The sequence below is a fragment of the Segatella oulorum F0390 genome (assembly GCF_000224615.1).
Lineage (GTDB): Bacteria > Bacteroidota > Bacteroidia > Bacteroidales > Bacteroidaceae > Prevotella > Prevotella oulorum.
The window spans coordinates 1,349,103-1,375,055 of the sequence record NZ_JH114215.1; the positions used below are offsets into that span (position 1 = coordinate 1,349,103).

Annotated in this window: 24 protein-coding genes; 11 read left to right on the forward strand and 13 right to left on the reverse strand. The window is 45.7% G+C overall.

From position 1 onward, the window contains the following. Positions 1-88 precede the first annotated feature (88 nt). The 10 genes from HMPREF9431_RS05770 to HMPREF9431_RS12910 all read right to left on the reverse strand — a co-directional run bounded on the left by HMPREF9431_RS05770 (position 89) and on the right by HMPREF9431_RS12910 (position 10,011). Entirely contained in the window at positions 89-2,155 is a 2,067-nt protein-coding gene (locus HMPREF9431_RS05770; RefSeq protein WP_004380239.1) for an outer membrane beta-barrel protein, read from the reverse strand. Next, positions 2,155-2,361 (reverse strand): helix-turn-helix domain-containing protein, encoded by a 207-nt coding sequence (locus HMPREF9431_RS05775; RefSeq protein WP_004380240.1) that lies wholly within the window; start codon positions 2,359-2,361, stop codon positions 2,155-2,157. The genes HMPREF9431_RS05770 and HMPREF9431_RS05775 overlap by 1 nt, the downstream gene beginning before the upstream one ends. A gap of 11 nt (positions 2,362-2,372) precedes the next feature. Then, positions 2,373-2,831 carry a hypothetical protein gene (locus HMPREF9431_RS05780; RefSeq protein WP_040560919.1) on the reverse strand — a complete coding sequence of 153 codons (459 nt, stop codon included), beginning with the start codon at positions 2,829-2,831 and terminating at the stop codon, positions 2,373-2,375. Positions 2,832-3,283: 452 nt separating this feature from the next. Then, positions 3,284-3,751, reverse strand: coding sequence for a gliding motility lipoprotein GldH (locus HMPREF9431_RS05785; RefSeq protein ID WP_004380242.1), 468 nt, complete (start codon positions 3,749-3,751; stop codon positions 3,284-3,286). After that, positions 3,751-5,058, reverse strand: a complete 1,308-nt coding sequence (locus tag HMPREF9431_RS05790) for a PSP1 domain-containing protein (RefSeq protein WP_050795619.1) — start codon at positions 5,056-5,058, stop codon at positions 3,751-3,753. The genes HMPREF9431_RS05785 and HMPREF9431_RS05790 overlap by 1 nt, the downstream gene beginning before the upstream one ends. Positions 5,059-5,064: 6 nt before the next feature. Next, the gene (locus tag HMPREF9431_RS05795) at positions 5,065-6,213 is read right to left on the reverse strand and encodes a DNA polymerase III subunit (protein ID WP_004380244.1); all 1,149 of its coding nucleotides are present in this window, start codon (positions 6,211-6,213) and stop codon (positions 5,065-5,067) included. A 1-nt stretch (position 6,214) separates the two neighbouring features. Next, positions 6,215-7,171 (reverse strand): methylenetetrahydrofolate reductase, encoded by a 957-nt coding sequence (locus HMPREF9431_RS05800; protein WP_004380245.1) that lies wholly within the window; start codon positions 7,169-7,171, stop codon positions 6,215-6,217. Between the two features lie 239 nt (positions 7,172-7,410). Beyond that, the gene (ald, locus tag HMPREF9431_RS05805; protein WP_004380246.1) at positions 7,411-8,517 is read right to left on the reverse strand and encodes an alanine dehydrogenase; all 1,107 of its coding nucleotides are present in this window, start codon (positions 8,515-8,517) and stop codon (positions 7,411-7,413) included. A gap of 262 nt (positions 8,518-8,779) precedes the next feature. Continuing rightward, positions 8,780-9,256 carry a porin family protein gene (locus HMPREF9431_RS05810; RefSeq protein ID WP_040560922.1) on the reverse strand — a complete coding sequence of 159 codons (477 nt, stop codon included), beginning with the start codon at positions 9,254-9,256 and terminating at the stop codon, positions 8,780-8,782. Between the two features lie 359 nt (positions 9,257-9,615). After that, the gene (locus HMPREF9431_RS12910; protein WP_155812957.1) at positions 9,616-10,011 is read right to left on the reverse strand and encodes a hypothetical protein; all 396 of its coding nucleotides are present in this window, start codon (positions 10,009-10,011) and stop codon (positions 9,616-9,618) included. Positions 10,012-10,154: 143 nt separating this feature from the next. On the opposite strand from HMPREF9431_RS12910, the gene hcp reads away from it, so the two are divergent. Beyond that, the gene (hcp, locus tag HMPREF9431_RS05815; RefSeq protein ID WP_004380249.1) at positions 10,155-11,807 is read left to right on the forward strand and encodes a hydroxylamine reductase; all 1,653 of its coding nucleotides are present in this window, start codon (positions 10,155-10,157) and stop codon (positions 11,805-11,807) included. Positions 11,808-11,914: 107 nt separating this feature from the next. On the opposite strand, the gene trxA is transcribed toward hcp, so the two are convergent. Continuing rightward, the gene (trxA, locus tag HMPREF9431_RS05820) at positions 11,915-12,403 is read right to left on the reverse strand and encodes a thioredoxin (protein ID WP_004380250.1); all 489 of its coding nucleotides are present in this window, start codon (positions 12,401-12,403) and stop codon (positions 11,915-11,917) included. A gap of 1,123 nt (positions 12,404-13,526) precedes the next feature. On the opposite strand from trxA, the gene HMPREF9431_RS05830 reads away from it, so the two are divergent. Both HMPREF9431_RS05830 and HMPREF9431_RS05835 read left to right on the forward strand, forming a co-directional pair. Next, positions 13,527-13,991, forward strand: coding sequence for a transposase (locus HMPREF9431_RS05830; RefSeq protein WP_004380251.1), 465 nt, complete (start codon positions 13,527-13,529; stop codon positions 13,989-13,991). A 144-nt stretch (positions 13,992-14,135) separates the two neighbouring features. Further along, on the forward strand, positions 14,136-14,495 hold the full coding sequence (locus HMPREF9431_RS05835) for a hypothetical protein (protein WP_040560926.1): 360 nt from the start codon (positions 14,136-14,138) through the stop codon (positions 14,493-14,495). A gap of 508 nt (positions 14,496-15,003) precedes the next feature. On the opposite strand, the gene HMPREF9431_RS05840 is transcribed toward HMPREF9431_RS05835, so the two are convergent. Further along, a complete protein-coding gene (locus tag HMPREF9431_RS05840; protein ID WP_004380254.1) occupies positions 15,004-15,582 on the reverse strand; it encodes a manganese efflux pump MntP in 579 nt (192 codons plus the stop codon). 45 nt (positions 15,583-15,627) lie between these two features. Continuing rightward, positions 15,628-16,635 carry an esterase-like activity of phytase family protein gene (locus HMPREF9431_RS05845; protein WP_231287725.1) on the reverse strand — a complete coding sequence of 336 codons (1,008 nt, stop codon included), beginning with the start codon at positions 16,633-16,635 and terminating at the stop codon, positions 15,628-15,630. Positions 16,636-16,983: 348 nt separating this feature from the next. On the opposite strand from HMPREF9431_RS05845, the gene HMPREF9431_RS05850 reads away from it, so the two are divergent. The 8 genes from HMPREF9431_RS05850 to rodA all read left to right on the forward strand — a co-directional run bounded on the left by HMPREF9431_RS05850 (position 16,984) and on the right by rodA (position 25,933). After that, the gene (locus HMPREF9431_RS05850; RefSeq protein ID WP_004380256.1) at positions 16,984-17,856 is read left to right on the forward strand and encodes a sigma-70 family RNA polymerase sigma factor; all 873 of its coding nucleotides are present in this window, start codon (positions 16,984-16,986) and stop codon (positions 17,854-17,856) included. 148 nt (positions 17,857-18,004) lie between these two features. Beyond that, on the forward strand, positions 18,005-19,360 hold the full coding sequence (locus HMPREF9431_RS05855) for an NAD(P)-dependent oxidoreductase (RefSeq protein WP_004380257.1): 1,356 nt from the start codon (positions 18,005-18,007) through the stop codon (positions 19,358-19,360). Positions 19,361-19,447: 87 nt separating this feature from the next. Then, positions 19,448-20,041 carry an IMP cyclohydrolase gene (locus HMPREF9431_RS05860; protein WP_040560928.1) on the forward strand — a complete coding sequence of 198 codons (594 nt, stop codon included), beginning with the start codon at positions 19,448-19,450 and terminating at the stop codon, positions 20,039-20,041. A 13-nt stretch (positions 20,042-20,054) separates the two neighbouring features. Next, entirely contained in the window at positions 20,055-21,077 is a 1,023-nt protein-coding gene (locus HMPREF9431_RS05865; protein WP_004380259.1) for a rod shape-determining protein, read from the forward strand. Positions 21,078-21,147: 70 nt separating this feature from the next. Then, a complete protein-coding gene (gene mreC / locus HMPREF9431_RS05870; protein WP_004380260.1) occupies positions 21,148-22,023 on the forward strand; it encodes a rod shape-determining protein MreC in 876 nt (291 codons plus the stop codon). Between the two features lie 22 nt (positions 22,024-22,045). Continuing rightward, a complete protein-coding gene (gene mreD, locus HMPREF9431_RS05875) occupies positions 22,046-22,546 on the forward strand; it encodes a rod shape-determining protein MreD (RefSeq protein ID WP_004380261.1) in 501 nt (166 codons plus the stop codon). A gap of 77 nt (positions 22,547-22,623) precedes the next feature. After that, positions 22,624-24,474, forward strand: a complete 1,851-nt coding sequence (gene mrdA / locus HMPREF9431_RS05880) for a penicillin-binding protein 2 (protein WP_004380262.1) — start codon at positions 22,624-22,626, stop codon at positions 24,472-24,474. Next, positions 24,455-25,933 carry a rod shape-determining protein RodA gene (gene rodA / locus HMPREF9431_RS05885; RefSeq protein WP_004380263.1) on the forward strand — a complete coding sequence of 493 codons (1,479 nt, stop codon included), beginning with the start codon at positions 24,455-24,457 and terminating at the stop codon, positions 25,931-25,933. Before mrdA ends, rodA begins: the two co-directional genes overlap by 20 nt. Positions 25,934-25,953 lie beyond the last annotated feature (20 nt).

Genomic DNA, 25,953 nt, shown 5'->3' on the forward strand with positions numbered 1-25,953 from the left:
CCTGCCAAAGCGGTCTTACACGCGGTTTCTTCTTGCCATGGGGCCTTTTTCTTGCTGCCATCATTGCTTTTGGCCTTTGCAACCATTTCTATTTGCGGAATCGTAATGTATTGATAGCGTCATTCTTCTTTGCCTTATATCCTCCAAACTTGACTGTTAATGAAACACCAAGCTCACGATAGCAACCAAAGTGCATATTCACGTATTGCCCTTTGAAATCAATTCGAGGGTTGATAGAAGAAGTCTCTAATAGATCATTGCAGAAAACATGCAAAACAGCTTGCTTCTTCCAGAATTGCCAACGAAACCCAATATCTATATTCCCAGAGCCGGGTAAATCGTAGATGGCTTGATGCGCCCTACTGCGTAGCATCCCATCAACAGTCAGTGACAAATCAGGTTTAGTACTAAGTGTAATCACATTACTCATTTGAGCCATCCCAAACAGGATAGCCCTATCAAACGGTATATCATAAAAGTCATTGCACTTCTCATGCATCCAAACCCCAGTTAATGTTAACCGAGCGTCTAACCACGAACCGAATCGATGAGGAATGACTGCCTGCATGAAAGCTTGTTGCTGATAATTAAAGTTCACATACCTGAAAGTTTTAGCCAAACGGTCCGAACGTTGATAAGGGGTCTGTATAAAATAGTCGTCAACATAGTTGAACCCTGCCACAAAATGATATTTATTTTTCAATATCCATACCAAATTTGTTTGGTATGATTTGGCCGGCTTTAGATAGGGGTTTCCTGTAATCTCATCATACCCACCATCACTATACACCGTAAAATTATTCATTGCCCAATATTCAGGATAGGTTCGATTTGTAGAGAAACTCATAACCCATATATTGCTTGGGGTGTGAACGTATGTCATGTTCAGTGTGGGATATATGTTCCATTGATGCCATTGTGGTGAATGATAGTATTCCGCTGCTAATGAAGCATCCAAGATAAACTTATTGTTCCAGCTTTTCCCTAATCCCATATAAACATTGATGATGTCTTCTCTTTGACGCAAATAGCCCACTCCTACCTGGTCACGATAAGATTGTAGACTGTGGTTAAGAGACTGTTTGTACCAAACACCGTAATTCAAGTTCCAGCTATTCCTTAATTGATGCTCCTCAGCTAAGTAATAACGCCATACATTTACACGTTGATCGTTGTCTGCAAAGAAGTTAAAATTACCAGCAGGTGTAACACTTTGCAGATCTTGTTGCTCGGGATCATGATAATAGGTGGTTTCAAAACCAGCTTTTAAGCCAAAGGGTGTCTGATAGTCTAACCTGATATTATGTAGCCATATACGACGTGTAGAAAAGGTTCTGCCAATGATATTGCCCACATAGTCACTATAGATGTCACGATGATTGTAATTTGCCTGATAGGCCAATGATAAGCGATGTTCTTTTGCAAAGTCATATTCTGCACTTACACGGTAGTCGTGTCCAAACTGTTTGACAAGCTGTTCTTGATGATTTTCTATCTCATATATTGAGCCATCGTTGAGCTTATGCCGAGATTTTTCATCTGTAACCTGAAATGCGCTACCATGACTATGGAGATACATGGCATCCAAGGTAAGTTTTCCTTTATGGTAAAGAACTGCTGCACGCTCACCGAACATGGCATGATGTTTCTGATTATAGGCTGCATTCAATTCACCTTGCAAAGGTACTTCTGATTGTGTTCCATCTTTCAATCGAAGATTAATCAGTGCCCCACGGACTTGTGATTTTGCCGGAGCAGCATACATCACATCAGCCTTTTCGAGTCGATCGGCCGGCACACTCTTTAGTAGTTGCGCCATCTGTTCTGGCGTCAACGACATCACTTTCCCATTTAGAGCAATCGTTACACTTCGATTGGCCAGTTGATACTCGCCATTTCTCTCCGTAACGCCAGGCAATTCTTTGATTGCATCAAATATGTTGTCCACACCTTTCTTCTCAATAATGCGAGGCAAATCATAGGTTATAGCACTGCCATGAACAACAGCCAATGGTCTTTCGCCTTTAACCATCACTTCAGGAAGGCTTCTTATAACACTGTCAACGCTGATAGAGTCCGTTGGATTTTGAGCCGATGCCTGCTGAAAATATAGAAATATTATCAGCATTGCAAGCAAAAACACATTTCTTCTCATTAGCTATCTTCTCTATATTCTAAAATATCTCCGGGAGTACAGTCCAAAGCTTTGCAAATAGCATCAAGCGTAACCAGCCTAATAGCCTTTGCTTTCCCTGTTTTTAAGATAGAGAGGTTGGCGGTTGTAATGCCAACGATATGAGATAATTCGTTTAATGAAATTTTTCGTTTAGCCATCATGACATCTAAATTTACTACAATCATACAAACACAACTTATATCGTTAGTTCATTTTCTTCTGTGACACTGACCGCCACTTCATACATGAGTGTCATTACAAGAAATAATAATGGAGAAATAATCATTCCACTGCTAAATTGAATCTCCCGCAGACCAAAAAGTATTTCAATATTTAAAGAGAAAAATTCAAAGAAGAAATCAGCAATCGTGATGCCCCATAAAAGTTTAGTATGCTGTCGGTTGAATATCTTTTTTATATCCAATTTGCCAAGGCAGCTAATCATAAACTTCGAAGAAAGCGATATTAAGATGATTGTAGAAAGCGAATAGCATATTAATTCCACCCATTGTATGGTAAGCACCTTGGGAACAGACGACCATGCTATGGGACGAATTTGAGTGCCTAAACCAACATTGATATGAATGGCATTCGTCCAACGTAAGAGTTGAAAAAGGAAAAGCAAAAACCATCCTGCCAAAAATATAAGTACCATACGGCAAACAATACTGATCACCTTCTCTCTTGAATTACAACACATTTTCATTGCTCAAAACGACACATTTGTTAATTAATAGGATGCCACAAAGATAAAGAAAACATATTAAATTGCATAATATTTTTATCGTAAAACGATATATTTAATATGATTTAGCTAAAAACTGGCCGCTTATCGCAACGCGGCGCTATGCCTTTAACCCCCAATCGGCCATTAGACCCTGTCCGGACTTTGTTTGATGATTGGGCAGATTAGCTGCCACATTCTTAAAGGCATAGCGGGCTACGTCAAAAGAAAACGGCAAACAAGATACCGACCAGCAAATAAAAGACGAGTAAAGTGCACCACTTTGCAAGGCAAAATGGTGCACTTTAGTGTGTAATCTGCGCTATATTGCAACGTAATATAGCACACTTTCTTCCTCAAAGCACGCTCGGGGCAGAAACGGGTTATTGTTGTTGAAGCAGAATGCCCACATCGCTGATGCCGGGAAGCATCTCGCGTTTCATGTAATGGCGCACATAAACCACCAAACTATCACCCGCCTTCACCCGCACATCACGCAACCGTTGCTGATACTGAAAATAGCTAATGCCACCCGTTCCTTGCCGTCTGCCACGCCGATCGACCAAACTACACGTCACCGTGTCGCGGCTAATGGCCATGGAAGGATAGAGCATGCGGTCGACAACAAGGGTCAACGTCGTGAAAGGATAGTTGGCCGTGACCCGCAAACCCAAATCAAGGGTGTAACAACCAGCCTGCTGAAAACGCGGAATGTCATTGAATTTCAATGAGTCATTGCGTTCCCATCCACTCAACACGGTGTGCTGATAGCGGTCATACACACGCCTTTCAGAACAAGCCACACACAGCATCGCGACACAGAGTGCCCAACCTATCCACCACCTTTGCATCACGATTCGGTAGGTTTTTGAGGACTATCGGCTGTGTCTGCTGCATTTTCGCCACGCTGAAAAGAGCGATTACGTCCCGCATGGGCACCATTATCAGCCATTTTTTCGCGTCGTTCAGCATGCGATTCGCCATCAACAGAAGCCGCAACAGCAGGCGTTTCGCCCTTTTGCGTAGTGCCTTTTCCGGGTCGTCCCTCACCATTGCGCTGTCCTCTGCGTTTATTTTTCTTGCGCTTTGCCTTGTCAAAACGATTAATATCGCCTTCCAACAAGTCCTTTGATTTCTTGGTTTCAACCACAGATCCATCACCCATCAGCGACAAAGGTTTCTCGCCTTGCTTGTTCAATTCGATGATAGCCAACGCGCGTTCGGCACTAATGGTCTCTAAGTTGACCGCCATCTTCTTATCCGTTGAATAGGTAATCTCGCCCGCTAAAATATCGGTTTTAAACTGATAGTAGTCGTTATCGGCCGTTTGCAACACAGCATCTTTCGGCGGCATGCGCTTGCTGGCCTCCACATAGTCGTCCACTTCATAGTTCAAACAACACTTCAACTTGGCACACATGCCTGCCAACTTCTGTGGATTGAGCGAAATATCTTGAAAGCGAGCCGCATTGGTGCTCACGCTTACAAAGTTCTTCATCCACGTTGCACAGCACAGTTCACGACCACAAGGCCCCGTACCTCCAATGCGTCCGGCCTCTTGTCGCGCACCAATCTGCTTCATTTCAATGCGCACATGGAATGCCGATGCAAGATCTTTAATGAGCTGTCGAAAGTCAACGCGCTCATCAGCAATATAATAAAAGATGGCTTTGTTGCCATCACCTTGGTATTCCACGTCGCCGATTTTCATTTGCAAGCCCAACTTTTTAGCAATTTGTCGGCTTTCAATCATGGTGGCGTGTTCGCGCGCTTTTGCCTCTTTATATTTCTCAATGTCCACGGGTTTGGCCAACCGATAGATGCGCTTAATCTCGTCAGACGATTTTAAATTGGCCTTTTTCAGTTGCAATTTCACCAACGACCCCGTGAGGGTTACGGTGCCAATATCGTGTCCGGGGCTGGCTTCAACGGCCACAACATCGCCCTTTTTCAGGTCAAGTTTGCTCACATTGTGGTAGTAACCCTTCCGCGTATTCTTAAACTGCACCTCCACTAAATCGGTGCTTTCATCGTTACCTGGCACATCAGCCAACCAGTCATAGCTATTGAGTTGATGGTCTTGTCGGCCGCAACCACGATGGCATAAACCACGATCACAGCCCGAGGCAACCTTGAATTTCATATTTTTAAAGTCCATTATCTTCTATTTCTTAATCAATAACACAATCATTTGGAGGGCCAATTCAAAGAAAACAATCTTTGCATTGGCATTCTGTCCTATATCTTGTCGAGCCGTTTGCAGCAGCTCGCTAATGGGAATAACATTTGCTTCGTTGATAAATCGGGCGAACTTTTGTGAGAATTCTTCCTCCTCACGCGTCATATAACACAATGAAGGCTCGCCAAAGTTATACATAAAGTTCTCGCGCACCATGCGCAAACAATAGCTCAGCAAGCGGCGTTGCTTCTCGCGTCCATAGGTAGCTACGATTTCGCTCCAACGCTTTAGCTCCTTCACATTGCGCTGATAGGCCAAGCGCATGAGCATTTTAAACATGTCAAGGAACTGCGTATTCTCGCTGTTGACATCTAAACTCTCAAGGGCTTTAAGCCAATTTCCATTGGCTATGCGCGCAATGCGTTGCGCATCCTCGGGCAAAAGCGCACGCCGTTCCACCAAGGCTGCGGCCATATCGGCATCGTTAATGCGCTTCATGTCAATGCGCTGTGCACGACTTTTGATGGTGTCGAGCAACAATTCGGGCTCTTCGCACACCAAAATAAAGATGGTCTGATGGGGTGGTTCCTCCAACAATTTCAGCAATTTGTTGGCGCATTCCACATTCATGCGTTCGGGAAGCCAAATGATACTCACCTTATATCCCCCTTGACTTGATTTCAACAGGAGCTTTTTAGCCAACACATCGCTCTCGCCTGCGCCAATAAGTGCCTGCTGATTAGCGGCTCCCATGGCCGTTAACCAGGTCTCAAGTGTAAAATAAGGTGAGGCAGAAAGCATTGTTTTCCATTCGCCAATGAAATCATCACTCACGGCTTTATGGTCGGAAGATGCACCCGAAGGCTTGATGACTGGGAATGAAAAATGTAGGTCGGGATGGCTATATTGATGCAACATGGCTTCGGCATTGCGGATAGAAGCCTCATCGGTAAGCAGAGACTTGCCCTCGTTTCGCTCGCCCAACAGATAGGAAGCGAAAGCCAAAGCCACAGCCATTTTGCCACAACCCGCAGGACCACACAGCATCAATGTGTTGGGAATGCGCTGCTGTTGCGCCATGTTGCATAGCCGATGGATGATGGCTTGTTGTCCGATGACTGCCGAAAATTGCATATTACACGAGTTGTTTTGCGATTTCGTAAACGCTCTCTACAGCCGAAACCGTGTAGAAATGAATATTGGAAACACCTGCTGCATAGAGTTCTTTGCATTGTTCTATCCCCCAGGCGATGCCCAACTGCTTGGCATCTTCATCGGTCTTGCATTTCAACACCTCATGTGCCAAGGCCTCAGGCAGGTCACAATGGAAGGTTTTCGGCACAACAGTGAACTGCGAAAGCCTTGCGAAGGGCTTAATACCTGGGATGATAGGGAGGGTAATTCCCTGTGCACGAGCCTGCTCTACGAACGTAAAGAACTTGCTGTTATCATAAAAAAGCTGCGTAACGGCATATTGAGCGCCGGCCTCTTGCTTGGCTTTCAAATACTGAAGATCAAGCGCTATGTTGGGCGCTTCATCATGCTTTTCGGGATAAGCCGCCACACCATAAGCAAAAGGATGCCCCGGATACTTCATCGATGTGCCGTCAAGAAACTGTCCATTGTTGAAGCGATTGACTTGCGAAATAAGTTCGGTGGTGTGGCAATATCCACCGGGAACGGGGGTAAACACACGGTCATCTTTAGCCTTATCGCCCCGAAGTAGCAAGAGATTTTCAATGCCTAAGAACTGCAAATCGAGCAATTCATACTCGATTTGCTCCGCTGTTGCCCCACTACAAATGACATGTGGAACAACAGGCAGTTGGTATTTATTTTGAATAGCAGCGGCAATGGCTATCGTTCCGGGGCGACGACGCACACGATTGCGCTCAAATTGCCCATTTTCTAACGCACGATAAACATATTCACTGTGATGGGTTGTGATGTTTACATAAAGCGGATGGAGCATATTTAGACGGTCAATCGTGGCAAAAAGGTTTGCCGTTCCATAGCCTTTCAAGGGCGGAAGCACCTCAAAGGAAAAGTTATTGTGACCTTTATGCTGTTGAATGATGTCAATTACGTTCATACTTGCGATGCAATAGTGTTGCAAACTCCCATGCACAAGCCCACCCTTTTGCGCATAATCCCTAACAAAAAGCCTATTTATGGGTGAGAACTTTGCGCTACAAAGTTACGAAAAAAAAGGGAATATCCCGATATAATCCCGCATTTAGCATGAGAAAAGGCTATGCGTTTGCACAACACATAGCCTATAATTACTTTACTTTATCGCCTCAAAGGCTCACCCATGGGGCTTCAATAGCCTCAAAATGTAACGGCTTCATAAGGCAGGTTGAAGACATCGGCCACCGCTTTAAACGTCACTTTGCCCTCAACAATATTCAAACCTTGATAGAGTGCCGCATCCGTCTGGCACGCTTTGCGCCATCCTTTATCGGCCAATGCCACCACATAACGCAAGGTAGCGTTGGTTAAAGCAATGGTAGATGTGTGAGGAACGGCGCCGGGAATGTTGGCCACACAATAGTGAAGAATGCCGTCAACCATATACGTTGGTTCGGAATGGCTTGTGGGATGCGAGGTTTCAAAGCAGCCTCCTTGATCGATAGCCACATCAACCAACACCGATCCGGGCTGCAACAGCTTCAGCATGTCACGCGAAATGAGCTTCGGAGCCTTATCGCCCGGCACCAAAACGGAGCCGATGACAATGTCGGTGTGGGGCAACTCATGCTGAATATTGTAGGCCGAAGAATAGAGCGTATGCACATTCTTGGGCAACGTGATACTCAAATCGTGCAACCGTTGCAAATTAATGTCGGTGATGACCACTTCGCATCCCATGCCCGAAGCCATGCGAGCGGCAGCCTCTCCCACGGTGCCTGCACCTAAAACCAACACACGTGCAGGCGAAACGCCCGGCACACCGCTGATGAGTTTGCCATTGCCGCCTTTGGTTGTCTGCAAATAATAAGCCCCATTCAATGCGGCCATACGCCCCGCAACCTCACTCATCGGGATTAAAAGTGGCAAGGAGTGGTCGGCCTTTTGCACCGTCTCATAGGCAATGCAAACCGAACCGCTGCGCAACATGGCTTCGGTGAGTTCACGTTCGCAGGCAAAATGAAAGTAAGTGAAGACCACTTGCCCCTGCCGTATGAGCGGATATTCCGCAGCAACCGGCTCTTTCACCTTCACAATCATGTCGGCAATGGCATACACCTCTTCGATAGTTGGCAACACCTTCGCACCGGCTTTACGATAGCTTTCATCAGGGAATCCACTCTTCTCGCCTGCTGATTGCTGCACAAACACTTCATGACCATGCGCCGTAAGCTCATAAACGCCGGCGGGAGTCATGCCCACTCTACTCTCGTTGTTCTTCAACTCTTTAGGAATTCCAATTTTCATAGGTCCTTCTTTTTTGGTTATTGTTAATGGATTTATGATAATGGCACAAAGATAGCAAATTATTTCGTTGCTTGTTATGGCGGCAAACTATTTTTTTTTGCACTGCGCAAAATGATGCCAACATCCGTTCGTTGACACAGATTGGCAGGCTCTTTTGCTGAGATTTCCAAAGGCAATGCATAAAAAAACAGCATCGAAAGCCCCACAAAAGAGCCATTGATGCTGCATTTACAATAAATAGAACAGGATGTTCTAAAGCGGATTAAAAGACGTAAGCAATGCCTACATTAATCACGGCTCTATCATAATCGCTGGTAAATTTATAATACGACTCTGCATTCAGGTGAATGTTATCGGTGATATGGTATTGCAAACCGCCACCCAAATTGAAACCAGCTCGCGTCTTTGATGAAGAGTCTGGACCATCATAATCGAAAGCATAACCCACAACCGAGAGGCCACCGAGGGGATAAAGCTTAAACTTATCGGTGATGTGGAAGATGTAATGCAGGTTAAGACTCATGTCCCAACCCGAAACATGATCGTCTGAAGGATAGAAATTCACGGCGGCTTCGGGGCGGAAGTGCCCGTCGATGTTGTAGCGTGCGAATGCGCCAATACCAAAATGTGGTACGTCTGTCGCATAATCCAACTTGCCACCCACTTCCCATGTCTTACTCTGTGCCGAAGCACCAAGGCTCAAAAGAGCCAACACTGCTGTCAGAAATAAATGTTTCATTGTTCTTAAAAGTTTTTTAATGTTTGCACACTGCATCGCCTTTTGCCTGTCAGCCGTCGGCATTTGCAGCTTGCTTTTTAATTTATATAATCCTTGTTTTTATTGTTGTTATCACGTTCTGATGATGGCTACGCCAACAGTTCACCGCGCCTGTCATGCACCTTCGCCATCTGACTTTTTGCCGATTATCCTGCTCGGTCCTCACCCTCTGGGCGTGATTGTTGTGCAAAAGTAACGCTTTTCAAGCAAATGACGACACCATCCCCTTGATTTTTTATTTTTATTCCAGCCATGCCATCCCCTGTCGCAGTCTCCCTTTCATCAGTTTTCCACCTTTAATCCCAATCCATCGTCAGCACCTACGCCCCGTTTGTCTGCCGCTTGGCCGGATAATCTGCCCTCTTTTCAGAGGCGTAGCAGATGCATTTGCAGGAACGCTGCACGGCGACGATAAAACGGCAAAATATCGTTCCCGCGTCGCGCGGTGACGATAAAATGGCAAAAATATTGTTCCCGCGCGGCGCGGCGACGATAAAAAGGCAAAAATATCGTTTCCGCGCTGCACGGCGACGATAAAAAGGCAAAAATATCGTTTCCGCGCTGCACGGCGACGATAAAAAGGCAAAAATATCGTTTCCGCGCTGCGCGGTGACGATAAAACGGCAAAGATATTGTTCCCGCGCTGCGCGGCGACGATAAAAGATAAAAAAATCGAGGGCAGAATACTTTGCAGTTTGTCCGTTGACAAGGCACATTTATCACTATCACAGCGCCGTCTCATGAGGCCGATTGGGGTTTAACAATCATTAAGTCCCTCCATGTCACAAATGTTACCCTTTCAATTTTAGTCGAAACCTTACCTTTGCACGCAAATATTACAAAAACATTAAAGGATAATATGACAGAGAATCAAATGTTTTGTTTCCAATGTCAGGAAACAGCTAAGGGTACAGGATGCACCGTTCAGGGTGTTTGTGGCAAGAAAGCCGAAACCAATTTGTGGCAAGATTTGTTGCTCAGCGTCGTGCGTGGCGTAGGAACTATCGCCCATGAAATTGGGAAAGTGGATAACACCATATATAATAAGGTGGAGGATTTCATTCCCGATGCCTTGTTTTCAACCATCACCAACGCCAACTTTGACGATGCAGCCATCTTGCAACGCGTAGATACGGGGCTGTGGTTGAAGGCCGATTTGCTGAAAAAGGCCGAAGAACTCCACATCCGGTTACCGCAATGGAACGAAGTAACTTGGGGTGGCGAGAAAGCCGAATATGCCGAAGAAGGGAAGCGCGAGGGCGTGTTGCGCACCGAAAACGAAGACATTCGTTCGTTGAAAGAGCTCACCGTGCTGGGCTTAAAGGGCATGGCTGCCTATTATGAGCATGCAGCTCACTTGGGCAAACATCAAATAGAGATTATCGCTTTCATGTGTAAAGCGTCGCATCTTGTGACCAACCCCGACGCATCGGCCGACGAACTGTTGGCTTGTGTGATGGAAACAGGTAAGTTTGGTGTTGATGCTATGGCACTGCTTGATGCCGCAAACACCGGCGCTTATGGCAATCCCGAGCTCACAAAGGTAAACATTGGCGTGGGAAAAAATCCCGGTATCTTAATCAGTGGCCACGACTTGAAGGACATTGAGCAACTGCTTGAGCAAACAGAAGGTACGGGAGTGGACGTCTATACCCACGGCGAAATGCTGCCCGCACACTATTATCCGCAGCTCAAAAAATACAAACACCTCGTGGGTAACTATGGCAACGCATGGTGGAAGCAAAAAGAAGAGTTCGAAACCTTCAATGGTCCCATCGTGTTTACCACCAACTGCATTGTGCCTCCCACACCGAAAGCCTCTTATAAAGACCGCGTGTTTACCACCAACTCGGCGGGGTTCCCGGGCTGGAAGCATATTCAGGCCGATGCCAACGGACGCAAAGATTTCTCTGAAGTCATTGCCTTGGCCAAACAATGCAAGGCACCAACAGCCATCGAGCAAGGCGAAATCGTGGGTGGTTTTGCCCATGCACAGGTGTTTGCTTTAGCCGATCAGGTGGTAGAAGCCGTGAAATCGGGGGCCATTCGCAAGTTTGTGGTGATGAGTGGCTGCGATGGTCGCATGAAGAGCCGCAACTATTACGAAGAGTTTGCCGCACAACTTCCGAAGGATACCGTTATCCTTACGAGCGGATGTGCAAAGTTTAAATACAACAAACTCCACCTCGGCGACATCAATGGCATCCCTCGTGTGCTCGACGCAGGGCAGTGCAACGATTCTTATTCATGGGCAGTTGTGGCTTTGAAGCTGAAAGAAATCTTCGGAGCCAACGACATTAACGACCTGCCTATCGCCTTCAACATTGCATGGTATGAGCAGAAAGCCGTCATCGTGTTGCTCGCTTTGCTCTATCTTGGCATCAAAAACATTCACATCGGGCCCACGCTTCCTGCGTTTGTTTCGCCGGGTGTATTGAAAGTTTTGGTTGAGAACTTCGGCTTAGGTGGCATCACCACGGTTGAAGAAGATTTGAAAACCATGGTTGGATAATTTGAAAATTCCCTCATCAAAAAATCGCATCGGGCATAATGCTCGATGCGATTTCGTTTTTGTATAATATGTAAAGGCTTGCCGTGCAGCGCCAACGCCGCGCCCTTTTATTTCAATAAATGCGCCTTTATCTGCTCTTCAAACTGCTGTTTGTTCATTGCTCCCACTTGCATCTGGGGCTTTCCGTCTTTCGGAATGAACAGCAACGAAGGAATACTGCGTATGCCAAACAAGGCTGCCAATTCTTCTTCTTGATCAACATCCACCTTGTAGAAATCAATCTTCCCGGCATATTCCTTAGCCAACTCCTCCACAACGGGCGCGGTAGCCTTACAAGGTCCACACCAAGTGGCAAAGAAATCAATCACTACAGGACGCTCTCCTTGAAACACCCAATCATTAGGATGCTTCTCATAGTCCATAATATTCTGCTTAAATAATGCGGCTGTTAAATTCTGTACACCCATGTTCTTCTCCTTTTCTTGTTTAATATTCTGTTCTTGTTGCGCGGCTTTCGCTGGCTGTGACTTATTTTGTGCGCAAGCCATAAGCCCAAAAGTGGCGATGGTGAAAGCCCAAATGTTTATTCTCTTCATGCTGTCTTACGTTTAATGTCGCTCCTTTCTTTGCGTACTTCTAAGTTTATGTTTGCAAAGATAGACCTTATTTCCATGCGCAACAAGTTTTTCATCGAAAAATAAATCTATGGAACCATAGACAGAACCCTATCAGCCCTTTGCCAACCCCCCACTCCCTCTTGCCCCTACACACCATGAGCAGGCACCACATGCCACCGCCTCTCCCCCACTTTTTCTCAGCCATCCTGCCACCATGCCCTTTCTTTCGCAAACTAAAAGCAATGCTTTTGTAAGGCAATCTCGCCCATTTTATCCAACAATCTCTATCATTTTCCCTGCTAATTACGTTGCTTTTAGTATGCATCGGGAGACATGATGCGTCGCAACCGCCACACAATCCTCTCTCACAGACATATTCCTCAACCCGCAATCCGCGCGGAATCGCCGTTCCTCCAACCTGTTTGATCATGTTTGCCGAGATAGAAAAAGATTGAAACTCAGCGCATATTATATACCAAAAGAGATGACGTTTTCGGTGGGGATGGACTAACAAGCGTTACGATAGCGACCTTGTTATGATGCTGGCGAATAATAATTTGTGTACAATCCACGTGATTTCATTTGATTGTGGAGGGTGATGTCGTAGCAATGCGCGCCATTTCATTTATTGATGAGTAATGATGTTGTGTGCAATCCTCGTGTTATGTGCTGTGCAAATAGGGGTGTCGGCCGATATAGATATGATATTGTTTGGTTGTGCATTATGATGTTGCGGACAATTCGTGCAAATTTGTTTGTTGATGAATGGTAATGTGGTGGGCAATATACGCATTTCGCTCATTGGTAAATGGCAATACCGTATACCATCTGCGCGATTTCACTCCGTGGCAAATGCCAATGGTGTGCTCAACCCCACCGGGGTTATACTTTCGATAGCCCGGGGTTGCCGACGATAGGAGGCTACCCTGGGGAGCAAGGTGTGAGGGATGCTACCCCCTTGGGGGTTGTACTTTTTGTAAATGGCACCATCACTCCAAATGGATAAATGAGAAATGGAATAAAAATGACATGAAAAAATGGTGAAATAATACCATTCAATAACTATTTTGATTATATTTGCAACATACTAACACGATAAATAATGGCACAAAACCTACATCAAATACTTATTCATGCGGTGTTCCATAAACGCACGCATGCGGCAACTATTCGTCCTAATGACCAACCACTTCTCAACAAATGTATTGTTAATATTTGTCACAACCTACAATGTCCGTGTCTCATTGCAAATGGTATTGGCGATCATGAACATTTGTTGTTCGTTTTATCCCCACAGCGAACGGTATCTGAAGTGATTAAAGAAGTAAAACGAATGTCAACACATTATTTAAAATATCATGACAAAGAATATTATAAACATTTTAATTGGCAAGCGGGATATGGTGCATTTGGAGTTTCAGTAAAGTTGAGAGAGGTTGTGTTTGATTACATCGCTCACCAACAAGAACATCATAAACGGATGGATATACGTGTTGAATTGGCAGCACTATTACAATCAGCACAAATAAAAAATTATGAAGAAACATTATATTGGGAGAAAGAATAATGAAAGAGTACAACCCCCAAGGGGGTAGCCTCCCTCATTCATTATTACCCGGGGTAGCCTCCTATCGTCGGCAACCCTGGGCTATCGAAAGTACAACCCCGGTGGGGTTGAGCACACCATCAACGGTTATCACAGAACAAATATATGATGGTTGAATGCAATATCACCATTTATCATAAGGCAAAATTACGGGGAAAGGCACACCATTGGCGGTTATCACAGAACAAATACATCATGGTTGAATGCGACTCCACCATTTATTATAAGACAAAATCACGGGGTAAGGCACAGCATCAACAGTTATCACAGAACAAATATATCATGGTTGGATGCAACATCACCGTTTATCATAAGACAAAATCACGGGGGAAGGCACACCATCAACGGTTATCACAGAACAAATATATGATGGTTGAATGCGACACCACCATTTATCATACGACAAAATCATGGGGGGAAGGCACAACATTAGCGGTTATCACAGAAAAAATATACCATGGTTGAATGCAACACCACCGTTTATTATAAGACAAAAGCACGGGGTAAGGCACACCATTAGCAGTTATCACAGAACAAATACATCATGGTTGGATGCAACACCACCATTTATCATAAGACAAAATCACGATTTTGGGGGAACACTATCAATGTTATCACAAATTAAAATCGTATACAGAGGTTGCAACATCATGATTCGTTATCCAACAATAACATGGCAGACGCTTCGCAGGCATTGAGCAAGAGGAAGTGTTTTGTCGGTTAAGTAAGGCACGACGCGAAGCACTCTTGCTACACGAAGAAAGGGAAAAGTTGATGCGCCATATTGAGGATTTGCAGGTTTTAGGTGCACAAACGATGGTTAACGAAACATTTCCGCCATATCGCAAATTGCCTTTTTAACCCAAATTGATGACCAACACCAGCACAAGGACATAGAAGAGGGAAAGAAAGACGGAATGGAGTTGATGGGAGGTTGCAACAAACTCATTGGGATGTAGGTTGCGACGGTGCCTTAAGCTGTGAGGTGGGTGATCAAAACCTTGATGCCAATAGCAATGAGGATAACGCCCCCCAACAAGGCAGGCTTGAGCTTTCGCTCGATAGGTGCGCCAAACCGTGTGCCCAATTTCATGCCCCAAAGGGTTAAAACGAAGGTCACTCCCCCAATGAGCAGCAAGGGTTGCGTGAGTGTTGTGACGTGGTGATAGCCCATACAAGCAAAAGAAATGCCAATGGCTAAGGCATCAATGCTGGTGGCTACGCCCAAGATGAGTTGATTTTTAAGTTCGCAAGGGTTCATCTTCCGCTGTTCTTCGGGCAAATAGGCATCGCGAATCATGCGCCCACCCAAGAAAGCTAACAGCCCGAAAGCAATCCAATGGTCGAAGGCTTCGACATAATGGGCAAACGAGTTGATGGCAAACCAACCCAAAAGGGGCATCGCCATTTGGAACAATCCAAAAAAGAAAGCCATGGAAAGTGCGGTACGCCACTGAAATTTCTTAATGATAATGCCACTGGCTATGGCCATGGTGAAGCAGTCCATCGCCACAGCAACGGCCAAAAGCAACATATCAATGAACGGCATCATAGTTTATTTTGAACAAAGTTTATCAGAAAATTCATCATACACGAACTACTTCTTTTGATAGGGTTCGACCACAATCGTTCTGAAATAGTCTTTCAAAACGCCCTTAGCCTGGTTTTGACTATCAGCACAAAGCACTATCACTCGGCGGCCATCGGGCAGTAAAGGGCCTTCACACATGCCTTCATAATCGGCAAAATCCATATCACCCAACCGCAGCCATGTGCGCCATCCCACAACAAACTGCTTTTGGGGATTGCCCGGTTTGATGCGGAACAGCTTATTCATCACCCAGCTATTGAGATACAAAGGACGAATATACACTTCGCGTTCTAACACCAACAAGGTACCATCCGAGAGGGCTGTCAATTCGGAAACGCCATAAGCATGGCGCTGGTCGGGCTTAGAAAGATCCTCCAAAGGCTCATCAATCAAATAGGGATATTGCTTCTCTTCATCAAGATGCAAATCGAATTGTTTCAGTCGCAACAGCAAACCATTATCAATGATGAGCGGTGATTCGCTGATGGTGAAGAGCTTTTGGCGCGCGCCATCATAGGTGAGACTTTCGATTCCGCGATTGACAGGCGCATGCTTGCGGTAGTCTTCGACCATGGTCTTGCGCACCACCATTCGGCTTTCACAGTCATAATCGATAATTTCTGCAGAGGCTTCGTTACCAATATAAATATGATGGCGCGCAGAGTCATAAGCAATCGCCTCCTCATCTTGATTGTTCCCAGGGAGTTCTGTAAAGCCCCGATTGTCAATCTGTATGATTTCGCCACGCGTATTGAGCACAATATGAAAGATGTAGAAGCCTGCACGTCCGCCTTTATCGCTCACAACGGCATATAAATCGTTGCCCAAATAGGCCAAACCACTATAATTTCCAGGGGGAATAGTCTTAAAAGCATGCTGTGGCAACAGGGTTGCTTTTAAGGAATCGGTAAGCTGTGTGTCGGTCGTCCCACCATCTATTCCGTGTCCAATTACCAACATTGATAATTGAAACAGAATGATCGCCACCAAAAAAGGCCGTCTTAATTGAATCATTTGCATAAATGTTTTTGTAAAAGTAGCATGATGCCGTATGCCAAAAGAAGCTACTCCTGCGTTCAAAAAAGATTTCGTGCAAAGATAATAAAAATTATATTCGTGCGTTATAAAAAAAGGTTCAATAAAATTTAATCACACAAAAGGGTCGAAAGAAACAGGAAAACAACTTGCACACTATCGATTTTCTTCGAGCTTTAATAGATTTGTTTTTATGTTAAAAATACTCAATTTACACACAAAATAATTGCACTTTATAATAATAATGTGTACCTTTGCACGCATTTTGCAACATACCACAGGGGCAAAAGATTGTTTTTCAAGACTTAAGATATAGGAACAAGCATAATGAGACAGCTAAAAATTCAGAAAAGTATTACGAACCGTTCGAGTGAAGCGTTGGATAAATACCTTGTAGAGATTGGACGTGCGCCTTTGATTTCTATTGATGAAGAGATAGAATTAGCACAGAAAATTAAAAAAGGTGGACGCGAAGGTGAGCGGGCTAAGGAGAAATTGGTGACGGCTAATCTGCGTTTTGTGGTGTCAGTTGCAAAACAATATCAGCATCAGGGGCTGTCATTGACCGACCTTATCGACGAAGGTAACATTGGATTGGTGAAAGCTGCCGAGAAATTTGATGAGACACGCGGCTTTAAATTCATCTCGTATGCCGTTTGGTGGATACGCCAAAGCATCCTTCAAGCGATTGCTGAACAGAGCCGTATTGTGCGTTTACCTCTGAATCAGGTGGGTTCGCTGAATAAAATCAATCGCGAAATCAACCGGTTTGAACAAGAAAATCAGCGCAAGCCCTCATTGACAGAGCTATCAAATGCTACAAAAATTGACGAAGAGAAGATTGACCAAAGCCTCATGGCCGACAGTCATCATGTGAGTATTGATGCGCCTTTCCAAGAAGGTGAGGACAATAGCATGGTTGATGTGATGGCTGGTGGCGAAGATAGCCGCACGGATCGTCAGGTAGACCACGAGTCGATGGCTTTGGAATTGGACTCGGTCTTGCGCAAAGTGCTTAAAGATCGCGAGATAACCATTATCCGTGAATGCTTTGGTATCAGCTGTCATGAGAAAGGTTTGGAAGAGATTGGCGACCAACTGGGCCTCACTCGTGAGCGCGTTCGACAGATTAGAGAGAAGAGTATTGCAAAACTTCGCGACAGCGGTTATGCAAAAATCTTAATGAAATATTTGGGCTAAGCGTCACAAAAGACACTGCATGGCGCAGAAAGCGAGGGGTGTCATCCCCTCGCTTTTTATGTATCATAGCATGCTCCTGTGGCAATGGAGGTAGAAAGGTTGCGACTTTTCCATCCTTTACCACAGTAAATTTGAACAACATTATACAATGACAGCAGAAGGAAAAAACACATTCCAAGTGGTAGACGAGGGATTTACCCTGAGAGAAGCAGTGGCTGAGGCTAAGAAATGCTTGCAATGTAAGGTGCCTTCATGCAGAAAAGGTTGCCCTATTGAGAATGATATTCCGCAATTTATCCATGCCTTGACCATGGGAAATGTGGGGGACGCCATGCGGATTATCAACGAAAAGAGCAATCTTCCGGCCATCTGTGGACGTGTTTGTCCACACGAAAAGCAATGTCAAGGGCATTGTGTGCTCAACAAAAAGAATGAACCTATCCAAATAGGCAAGATAGAACAGTTCATAGCTGACTTCGATACGGAGATGAATCTCACGCGAGAACCACTGCCACAAAAGAGCCGTGGCAAGATAGCTGTGATTGGTTCGGGGCCAGCGGGGCTCACTGTGGCGGGCGATTTGGCACGAATTGGTTTTAATGTTACGATTTTTGAAGGGCAGAATGAGCCGGGAGGTGTGCTAATGTATGGCATTCCTGAATATCGTTTGCCCAAGAAAGTGGTACGAGCCGAGATAGAAAAGATTGCAGCTTTGGGCGTAAACTTTAAATGTAACACGCTCATGGGCGAGGGAGACAACACCATTGACAGCCTTTTTGAGCAGGGATTTGATGCCATCTTCATTGGAACGGGAACGGCTGTACCGCAAAATATGGACACAACGCCTGGTGCAACGCTGCGTGGTGTGAGCCAAAGCACCTACTTTTTACACAATGTGAACAGCTTTAACGAGGGTGCTATCAGCCGCAATGCCGTACCCCTTAGGCAGGGAGAGCGCGTAGCTGTCATCGGAGGTGGTAATGTTGCGATGGACACTGCACGCACTGCTATCCGCTTAGGCGCAGAAGTTACGGTGCTTTATCGGCGCACGGAAGCCGAAATGCCGGCCATAAAGGCAGAGTACGAGCAAGCGGTTGCCGAAGGAGTGAAGTTTGAATGGCAAACAACGGTCACCGAATTCATTGCAGGTTCGAATGGCCGTTTGGCAGCATGCAAGCTCAAAACACCGACAGATGAACATGAGGCACCCTTCGACCGTGTGTTTTTAGCCATCGGAAGCAAGCCGGCCAACCGCATCGTTCGCTCCACAGCAGGCATAGAAGTGGACGAAAACGGTTATATAAAGGTGGTGGATCGTCCCATGGGAATGACCACTCGGCGTGGTGTTTTCGCCGGAGGTGATGTAGTACATCGCCCACAAACGGTGGTATTGGCCATGAAAGCGGCCAAAGATGTGGCACAAGGCATGGCACAATATGTGGATGCCATCAAACTTCTTGAGGTTGCTAAAAAAGTTGAAGAAGACCGAGAAGCAGCTAAATAAAACACAATTTTTTAGTTTATTCCGAATGTCTGTCAGCTTATTTTAGTACCTTTGCGAGCGAATATGTGAACTTTTTTGAACAGAAGAATGGCTGAAACAAGAAAAATAAAAACAGCATTGATATCGGTCTTTCATAAAGATGGCTTAGAAGAATTGTTGGCTAAATTGCATGAAGAGGGTGTGAAATTTCTCTCAACAGGCGGCACTCAGCAGTTTATTGAGTCGTTAGGCTATGCTTGTGAAACGGTAGAAAGCATCACAAGTTATCCATCTATCTTGGGAGGTCGCGTGAAAACGCTGCATCCAAAGATATTCGGCGGCATCTTAGGTCGCAGAGATTTGGCTGAAGATCAAGCACAAATGGCACAGTATGAGATACCAGCCATCGACTTAGTGGTGGTGGATTTGTACCCCTTTGAGCAGACAGTGGCATCAGGAGCAAGCGAAACAGACATCATTGAGAAGATTGATATTGGTGGTATTTCTTTGATTCGTGCAGCTGCAAAGAACTATAAAGATATTGTTATTGTGCCCAGTAAGGCCGAATATTCGATGCTTTTACACTTGCTTCAGCAACAGGGTGCAGAGACAACAATCGAAGAACGTCGCGAATTTGCAGCGCGTGCATTTGCCGTTAGCAGTCATTATGACACCGCTATTCATCAATGGTTTGTAAAATAATTAAGCATATTATATGGGATTTTTTTCTTTTATCCAAGAAATAGCAATGGATCTTGGCACCGCCAACACCATCATTACGAGTGATGATAAGATTGTGGTTGACGAGCCATCTGTCGTTGCTCTTGATCGTCGTACAGACAAAATGATTGCCGTAGGGTCTCAAGCTAAGATGATGTATGAGAAGACTCACGACAACATTCGCACCATAAGACCTTTGCGAAATGGTGTCATCGCCGACTTCACTGCATGTGAACAAATGATGCGAGGGCTCATTAGAATGGTACATTCCGGGCGTCGTTTATGGTCGCCTTCATTACGAATGGTAATCGGAGTACCATCGGGTTCTACCGAAGTTGAGTTGCGTGCGGTTCGCGATAGCGCTGAACATGCCAACGGACGTGACGTGTACTTAATCTTCGAACCCATGGCTGCAGCTATCGGTATCGGTATTGATGTCGAAGCACCCGAGGGCAATATGATTGTTGATATTGGCGGTGGTAGCACCGAGATTGCTGTGATTTCTTTGGGAGGTATCGTGAGTAACAACTCCATTCGCACAGCAGGCGATGACCTAACTGCCGACATTCAGGAGTATATGAGCCGTCAACACAATGTAAAAGTGAGCGAAAGAATGGCCGAACGTATTAAGATTCACGTTGGATCTGCCTTGACAGATTTAGGCGAAGAAGGCCCAGAAGACTTCGTTGTGCATGGTCCTAATCGCATAACGGCATTGCCAATGGAGGTTCCTGTGTGCTATCAAGAGATTGCACATTGCTTAGATAAGACCATTTCGAAGATTGAAAATGCTGTGCTTTCGGCATTAGAGAATACACCACCCGAGCTCTATGCCGACATTGTTCGCAATGGAATCTATCTCACTGGTGGTGGAGCTTTGTTGCGAGGTTTAGACAAACGTTTGACAGACAAGATCAATATTCCATTCCACATCGCCGACGATCCCTTGCATAGTGTGGCAAGAGGTGCAGGAATTGCCTTAAAAAATGTGGAACGCTTCTCATTCTTGATGCGTTAACTGATAAGGCAGGTGTTGGCAGTTTCTTTCGATTTGACTGCTAACACTTGTTGCTTTATGAAGGATATACATGCACAACCTCTTAAACTTTCTTGCGAAATATAGCTATTGGTTTCTATTTTTAGTATTAGAAGCCATTAGTTTTGTGTTGCTATTTCAATTCAACAGTTACCAAGGCAGTGTTTGGTTTACCTCTGCAAACGCCGTCTCGGGGAAGGTTTATGAGCAAAGTGCCAAGGTAAAGTCCTATTTCCAATTAGAAACAATCAATGAAGAATTGACAAAAGAGAACCTCTATTTGGCACACAGACTGCAGCTGTTGAATGCACAAAAAGAGGATTCTATCGCCGATTCACTGGCACATGCAAGTGCATTGCTGCAACATTTATCCCCCTACAAGCTTATCCCTGCGAAGATTGTTCATGCCTCATTGAACAAACGGGACAACCTTTTAACCATTGATAAAGGTGCACGCGACGGTGTAAAACGCGACATGGGCGTCGTTTGTGGCACAGGAGTTGTGGGCATTGTTTACCTCACTTCCAATCACTATTCTGTGGTTATTCCCGTACTAAGTTCACAATCCAGCATCAGTTGTGTGATTGAAAACCGGGGCTATTTTGGCTATCTGCATTGGACAGGTGGTGATATTTGTCGAGCCTTTGTCGATGATATTCCACGCCATGCCCACTTCAGACTCTACGAAAACGTCGTTACCAGCGGCTATTCTTCTGTGTTCCCAGCTGGTATTCCCGTAGGAAAAATCTTGCATGTATATAATTCTCCCGACCAAATGTCCTATCGTTTGCAACTCCAACTATCGACAAACTTTGGCACCCTCCGTGATGTTTTCGTTGTAGATAACAGTGCTTTTGCCGAACAAATAGACATTCTCCGTGCGGCAGAAGACTCGATGCGGGTAAAAAATGGTGGAGAGAAACAATGACTATTGTTAGAAAATTTTGCGTATGAATCTACACGTTGTAAGAGAGATAGCCGTCTTTTTCATGCTGATGTTAGGCCAGGTGTTAGTGTTTAATCACATTCATCTGTTCAACTTCGCTACCCCTCTGCTCTATATCTACGCAGTGTTGCGCTATCCACGTGGCCTTTCTCGCAGCTTAGCTTTGCTGTTTAGCTTCGTAATGGGCGCCTTCATCGACATCTTTTCTAACACGCCTGGCGTCACCATGGCCTCGCTCACGTTGCTCGGTCTCATTCAACCCAAGTTATTATTGCTGTTTGTTCAACGCGATAACACCGACGAATTTATCCCCTCAATAGAAGCCTTAGGCACCGCACGCTTCATTTATTACACCCTTTTCATGGTGCTCATTTACTGTCTATGCTTCTTCTCTCTCGAAAGTTTCAATTTCTTTAATTGGCAACAATGGCTTAAAAATGTGGGCGGAAGCATGGCACTCACATCGCTTTTCATCATCATCATCGAAGGATTTCGATCGCGATGACCGCCGCATCTCATCCCCACAACACCCCTCAAAAAGCATATTCAACTTTTAATTTCATTTAGGTTTAGCTCGCATTTGTGAAGGATTTCAATTTAGATAATCGTCGTTTCGTCATTGGTGGTATAGCCTTAACCATTGTGTTCATCTATATCATCCGCCTTTTCACGATTCAGTTGTTAAGTGATGACTTTAAGAAAAACGCCGATAGTAACGCCTTCTTGAAGAAAATAGACTATCCCGCGCGTGGTGCCATCTACGACAGAAACGGGAAGTTGATGGTCTATAACCAACCTTCCTATGACATTATGGTGGTCATGAACGAAGCGAAGAACCGCCTTGACACCTTGGATTTTTGCAACACCTTAGGCATAACAAAAGCCTATTTCATCAAGCGTATGGATGATATTAAGGATAGAAACAAAAATCCCGGCTACAGTCGGTTCACCGAACAGCTCTTCATTCCCCAACTCTCCGATAAAGAATTTAGCGTCTTCCGCGAGAAGATGTTTCGCTTTCCGGGCTTCTACGTGCAACGAAGAAGTGTGCGACAATACACCTATCCCTATGCCGCTCACGTCTTAGGTGATGTGGGTGAGGTCTCGCCATCTAACATAGAAGAAGATAATTACTATCAGCCGGGCGATTATATCGGCAAACTTGGTGTTGAACGTTATTATGAAAAGGAGCTCAGAGGCGAAAAAGGTATTAAGATTATGCTGCGCGATGCACACGGAAGAGTGCAAGGAAGCTATCAAAATGGCAAGCTCGATCATCAGCCTGTTGCCGGGAAAAACCTCACACTAAGCCTTGATATTCCGTTGCAAGCCTTAGCCGAAAGACTCTTAGAAGGAAAGATTGGCAGCATTGTTGCCATCGAACCTTCTACCGGAGAGGTGTTGGCTATGGCTTCATCACCCACCTATGACCCGAGAACGTTAGTCGGAAGAAATCGCAGTAAAGCCCATCTTGCCCTCTCACGCAACGTGTGGAAGCCGCTGCTCAACCGCTCTATCATGGGACAATATCCGCCAGGGTCGACCTTCAAAACCACGCAGGCACTCACCTATCTCAGCGAAGGCATCATCCATCCCACCACAATGTTCACCTGTCACCACGGTTTTTATTATCGCGGTCTGCACGTAGGTTGCCACGGACATGCCTCACCTTTAAACTTAATCGAGGCCATCAGCACGTCGTGTAACGCCTATTTCTGCTGGGGACTCTACTACATGATGGGCAATCGGCGCAAATATCCCAACGTAGATGCAGCGATGAATCGCTGGCGCGACTACATGGTCAGCATGGGATTTGGCTACAAATTGGGCGTCGACCTGCCGGGAGAGAAGCGCGGTCTCATCCCCAATGCCTCGTTTTACGACCGTGCTTATCACAATTCTTGGAACGGATTGACCGTTATCAGCATCTCCATTGGCCAAGGAGAAGTCAATCTCACCCCCCTACAGATTGCCAACCTTGGCGCAACCATTGCCAATCGCGGCTATTTCTACGTGCCCCATGTGGTGAGAAAGGTGCAAGGTTTGCCTTTAGACACCCTCTACACGCGCCGTCATGTCACCATGGCTAAGCCACGAGCCTATCAAACTGTGGTGGCTGGCATGCGCTCTTCGGCACTCCGGGGCACCTGCAAAGCCTTGGGACACCTTCCCTTTGACATTTGCGGAAAAACGGGAACCGCACAGAACAGAGGACAAGACCACTCCGTTTTCATGGGCTTTGCTCCCATGAATCAACCCAAGATAGCCATTGCCGTGTATGTGGAAAATGGTGGCTTTGGTGCCGATTTTGCCGTGCCCATTGCCGGAGTGCTTTTCGAACAATATCTAACGGGGAAATTATCTCCATCGGCTCAACGTATGGCCGATGCTTTACAACATCGCAGAATAGCTTATGGTTCGCACAACAGATAGACAAACCAGTGTGTTACGCGCCATCGATTGGTGGACAGTCGCCATCTATATTGCGCTACTCATCTTCGGATGGGTGAGCGTTTGTGGTGCCAGCTACACCTATGGCGACACCGATATTTTCAGCCTTTCCACCCGTTCGGGCATGCAGATTGTGTGGATAGGCACCTCTTTATTCTTAGGCTTGGTGCTGCTTTTGCTGGATGATCGCTTCTATGACACCTTTGCCTACGTCATCTATGCAGCGCTTCTGCTCCTCCTTTTCCTCACCATTTTCAATCCACACGAGATAAAAGGCTCGCGTTCGTGGCTCGTTTTAGGCCCTTTGCGCTTGCAACCTGCCGAATTTGCAAAGTTTGCCACGGCCTTAGCCATAGCAAAACTCATGGGCGGATATAACTTTAACATCCAACGATGGAAAGATTTTGCGGCGGCCTGCGGAGTAGTTCTGCTCCCGATGCTCTTCATCATAGCCCAAAAAGAAACGGGGTCGGCCTTGGTCTATCTCTCGTTCTTCCTGATGTTCTACCGCGAAGGCATGCCCGGCAGCATCCTGTTCACCGGCGTGGCCATGGTGATTTATTTTGTGGTGGGCATCAAATTCGAACATGTGACGCTATTTCAAACACCAACTTCGATGGGAGTTTTCATTGTACTTTTATTGGTACAAATCTTCTCATCCATCATGGTGAGGGTGTATTGTCGGCAGAAAAAAGCGATGTGGCTCATGTTAAGTGCGAGCTTAGGCGTCACCTCACTGTTCCTTTTATGCTCGAATTATGTCATCCATTTCGATATTGTCTGGGTGCAACTCAGCCTCGCACTGGTCATGGTGGGCTATCTGCTTTACGCCTGGTTGCGCACACGTCTCAACAACTATCTCTTCATTGCGGCCTTTGCTCTTGGCTCACTCACCTTCTTTTATTCGGCCGACTATGTGCTCAACCACGTGCTTGAGCCCCACCAACGCGTGCGCATCAATGTGCTCTTAGGCTTAGACGAAGACCTGAATGGCGCCGGTTACAATGTGCATCAGAGCGAGATTGCCATTGGGTCGGGTGGTCTTCAGGGTAAAGGCTTTTTGAATGGCACACAAACCAAGTTGAAGTTTGTGCCCGAACAAGACACCGATTTCATCTTTTGCACTGTGGGCGAAGAAGAAGGTTTCTTCGGTTCGGCCGGTGTGTTGATACTCTTTTTGCTGCTCATTTTGCGGCTTATCCACTTAGCCGAGCGACAACCTTTTGGCTTTGGACGCATCTATGGCTATTGCGTGCTGAGCATTTTCCTCTTCCATGTGTTTATCAATGTGGGCATGGTGTTAGGCTTAACGCCCGTCATCGGCATTCCCCTGCCCTTCTTTAGCTATGGGGGTTCGTCGTTATGGGGCTTCACCTTCTTGCTTTTCATCTTCCTACGCATTGATGCCGGGCGCAACTTAGTGCACAACCACGCACTCTAACCGTCTTGTTTAAATGGTGT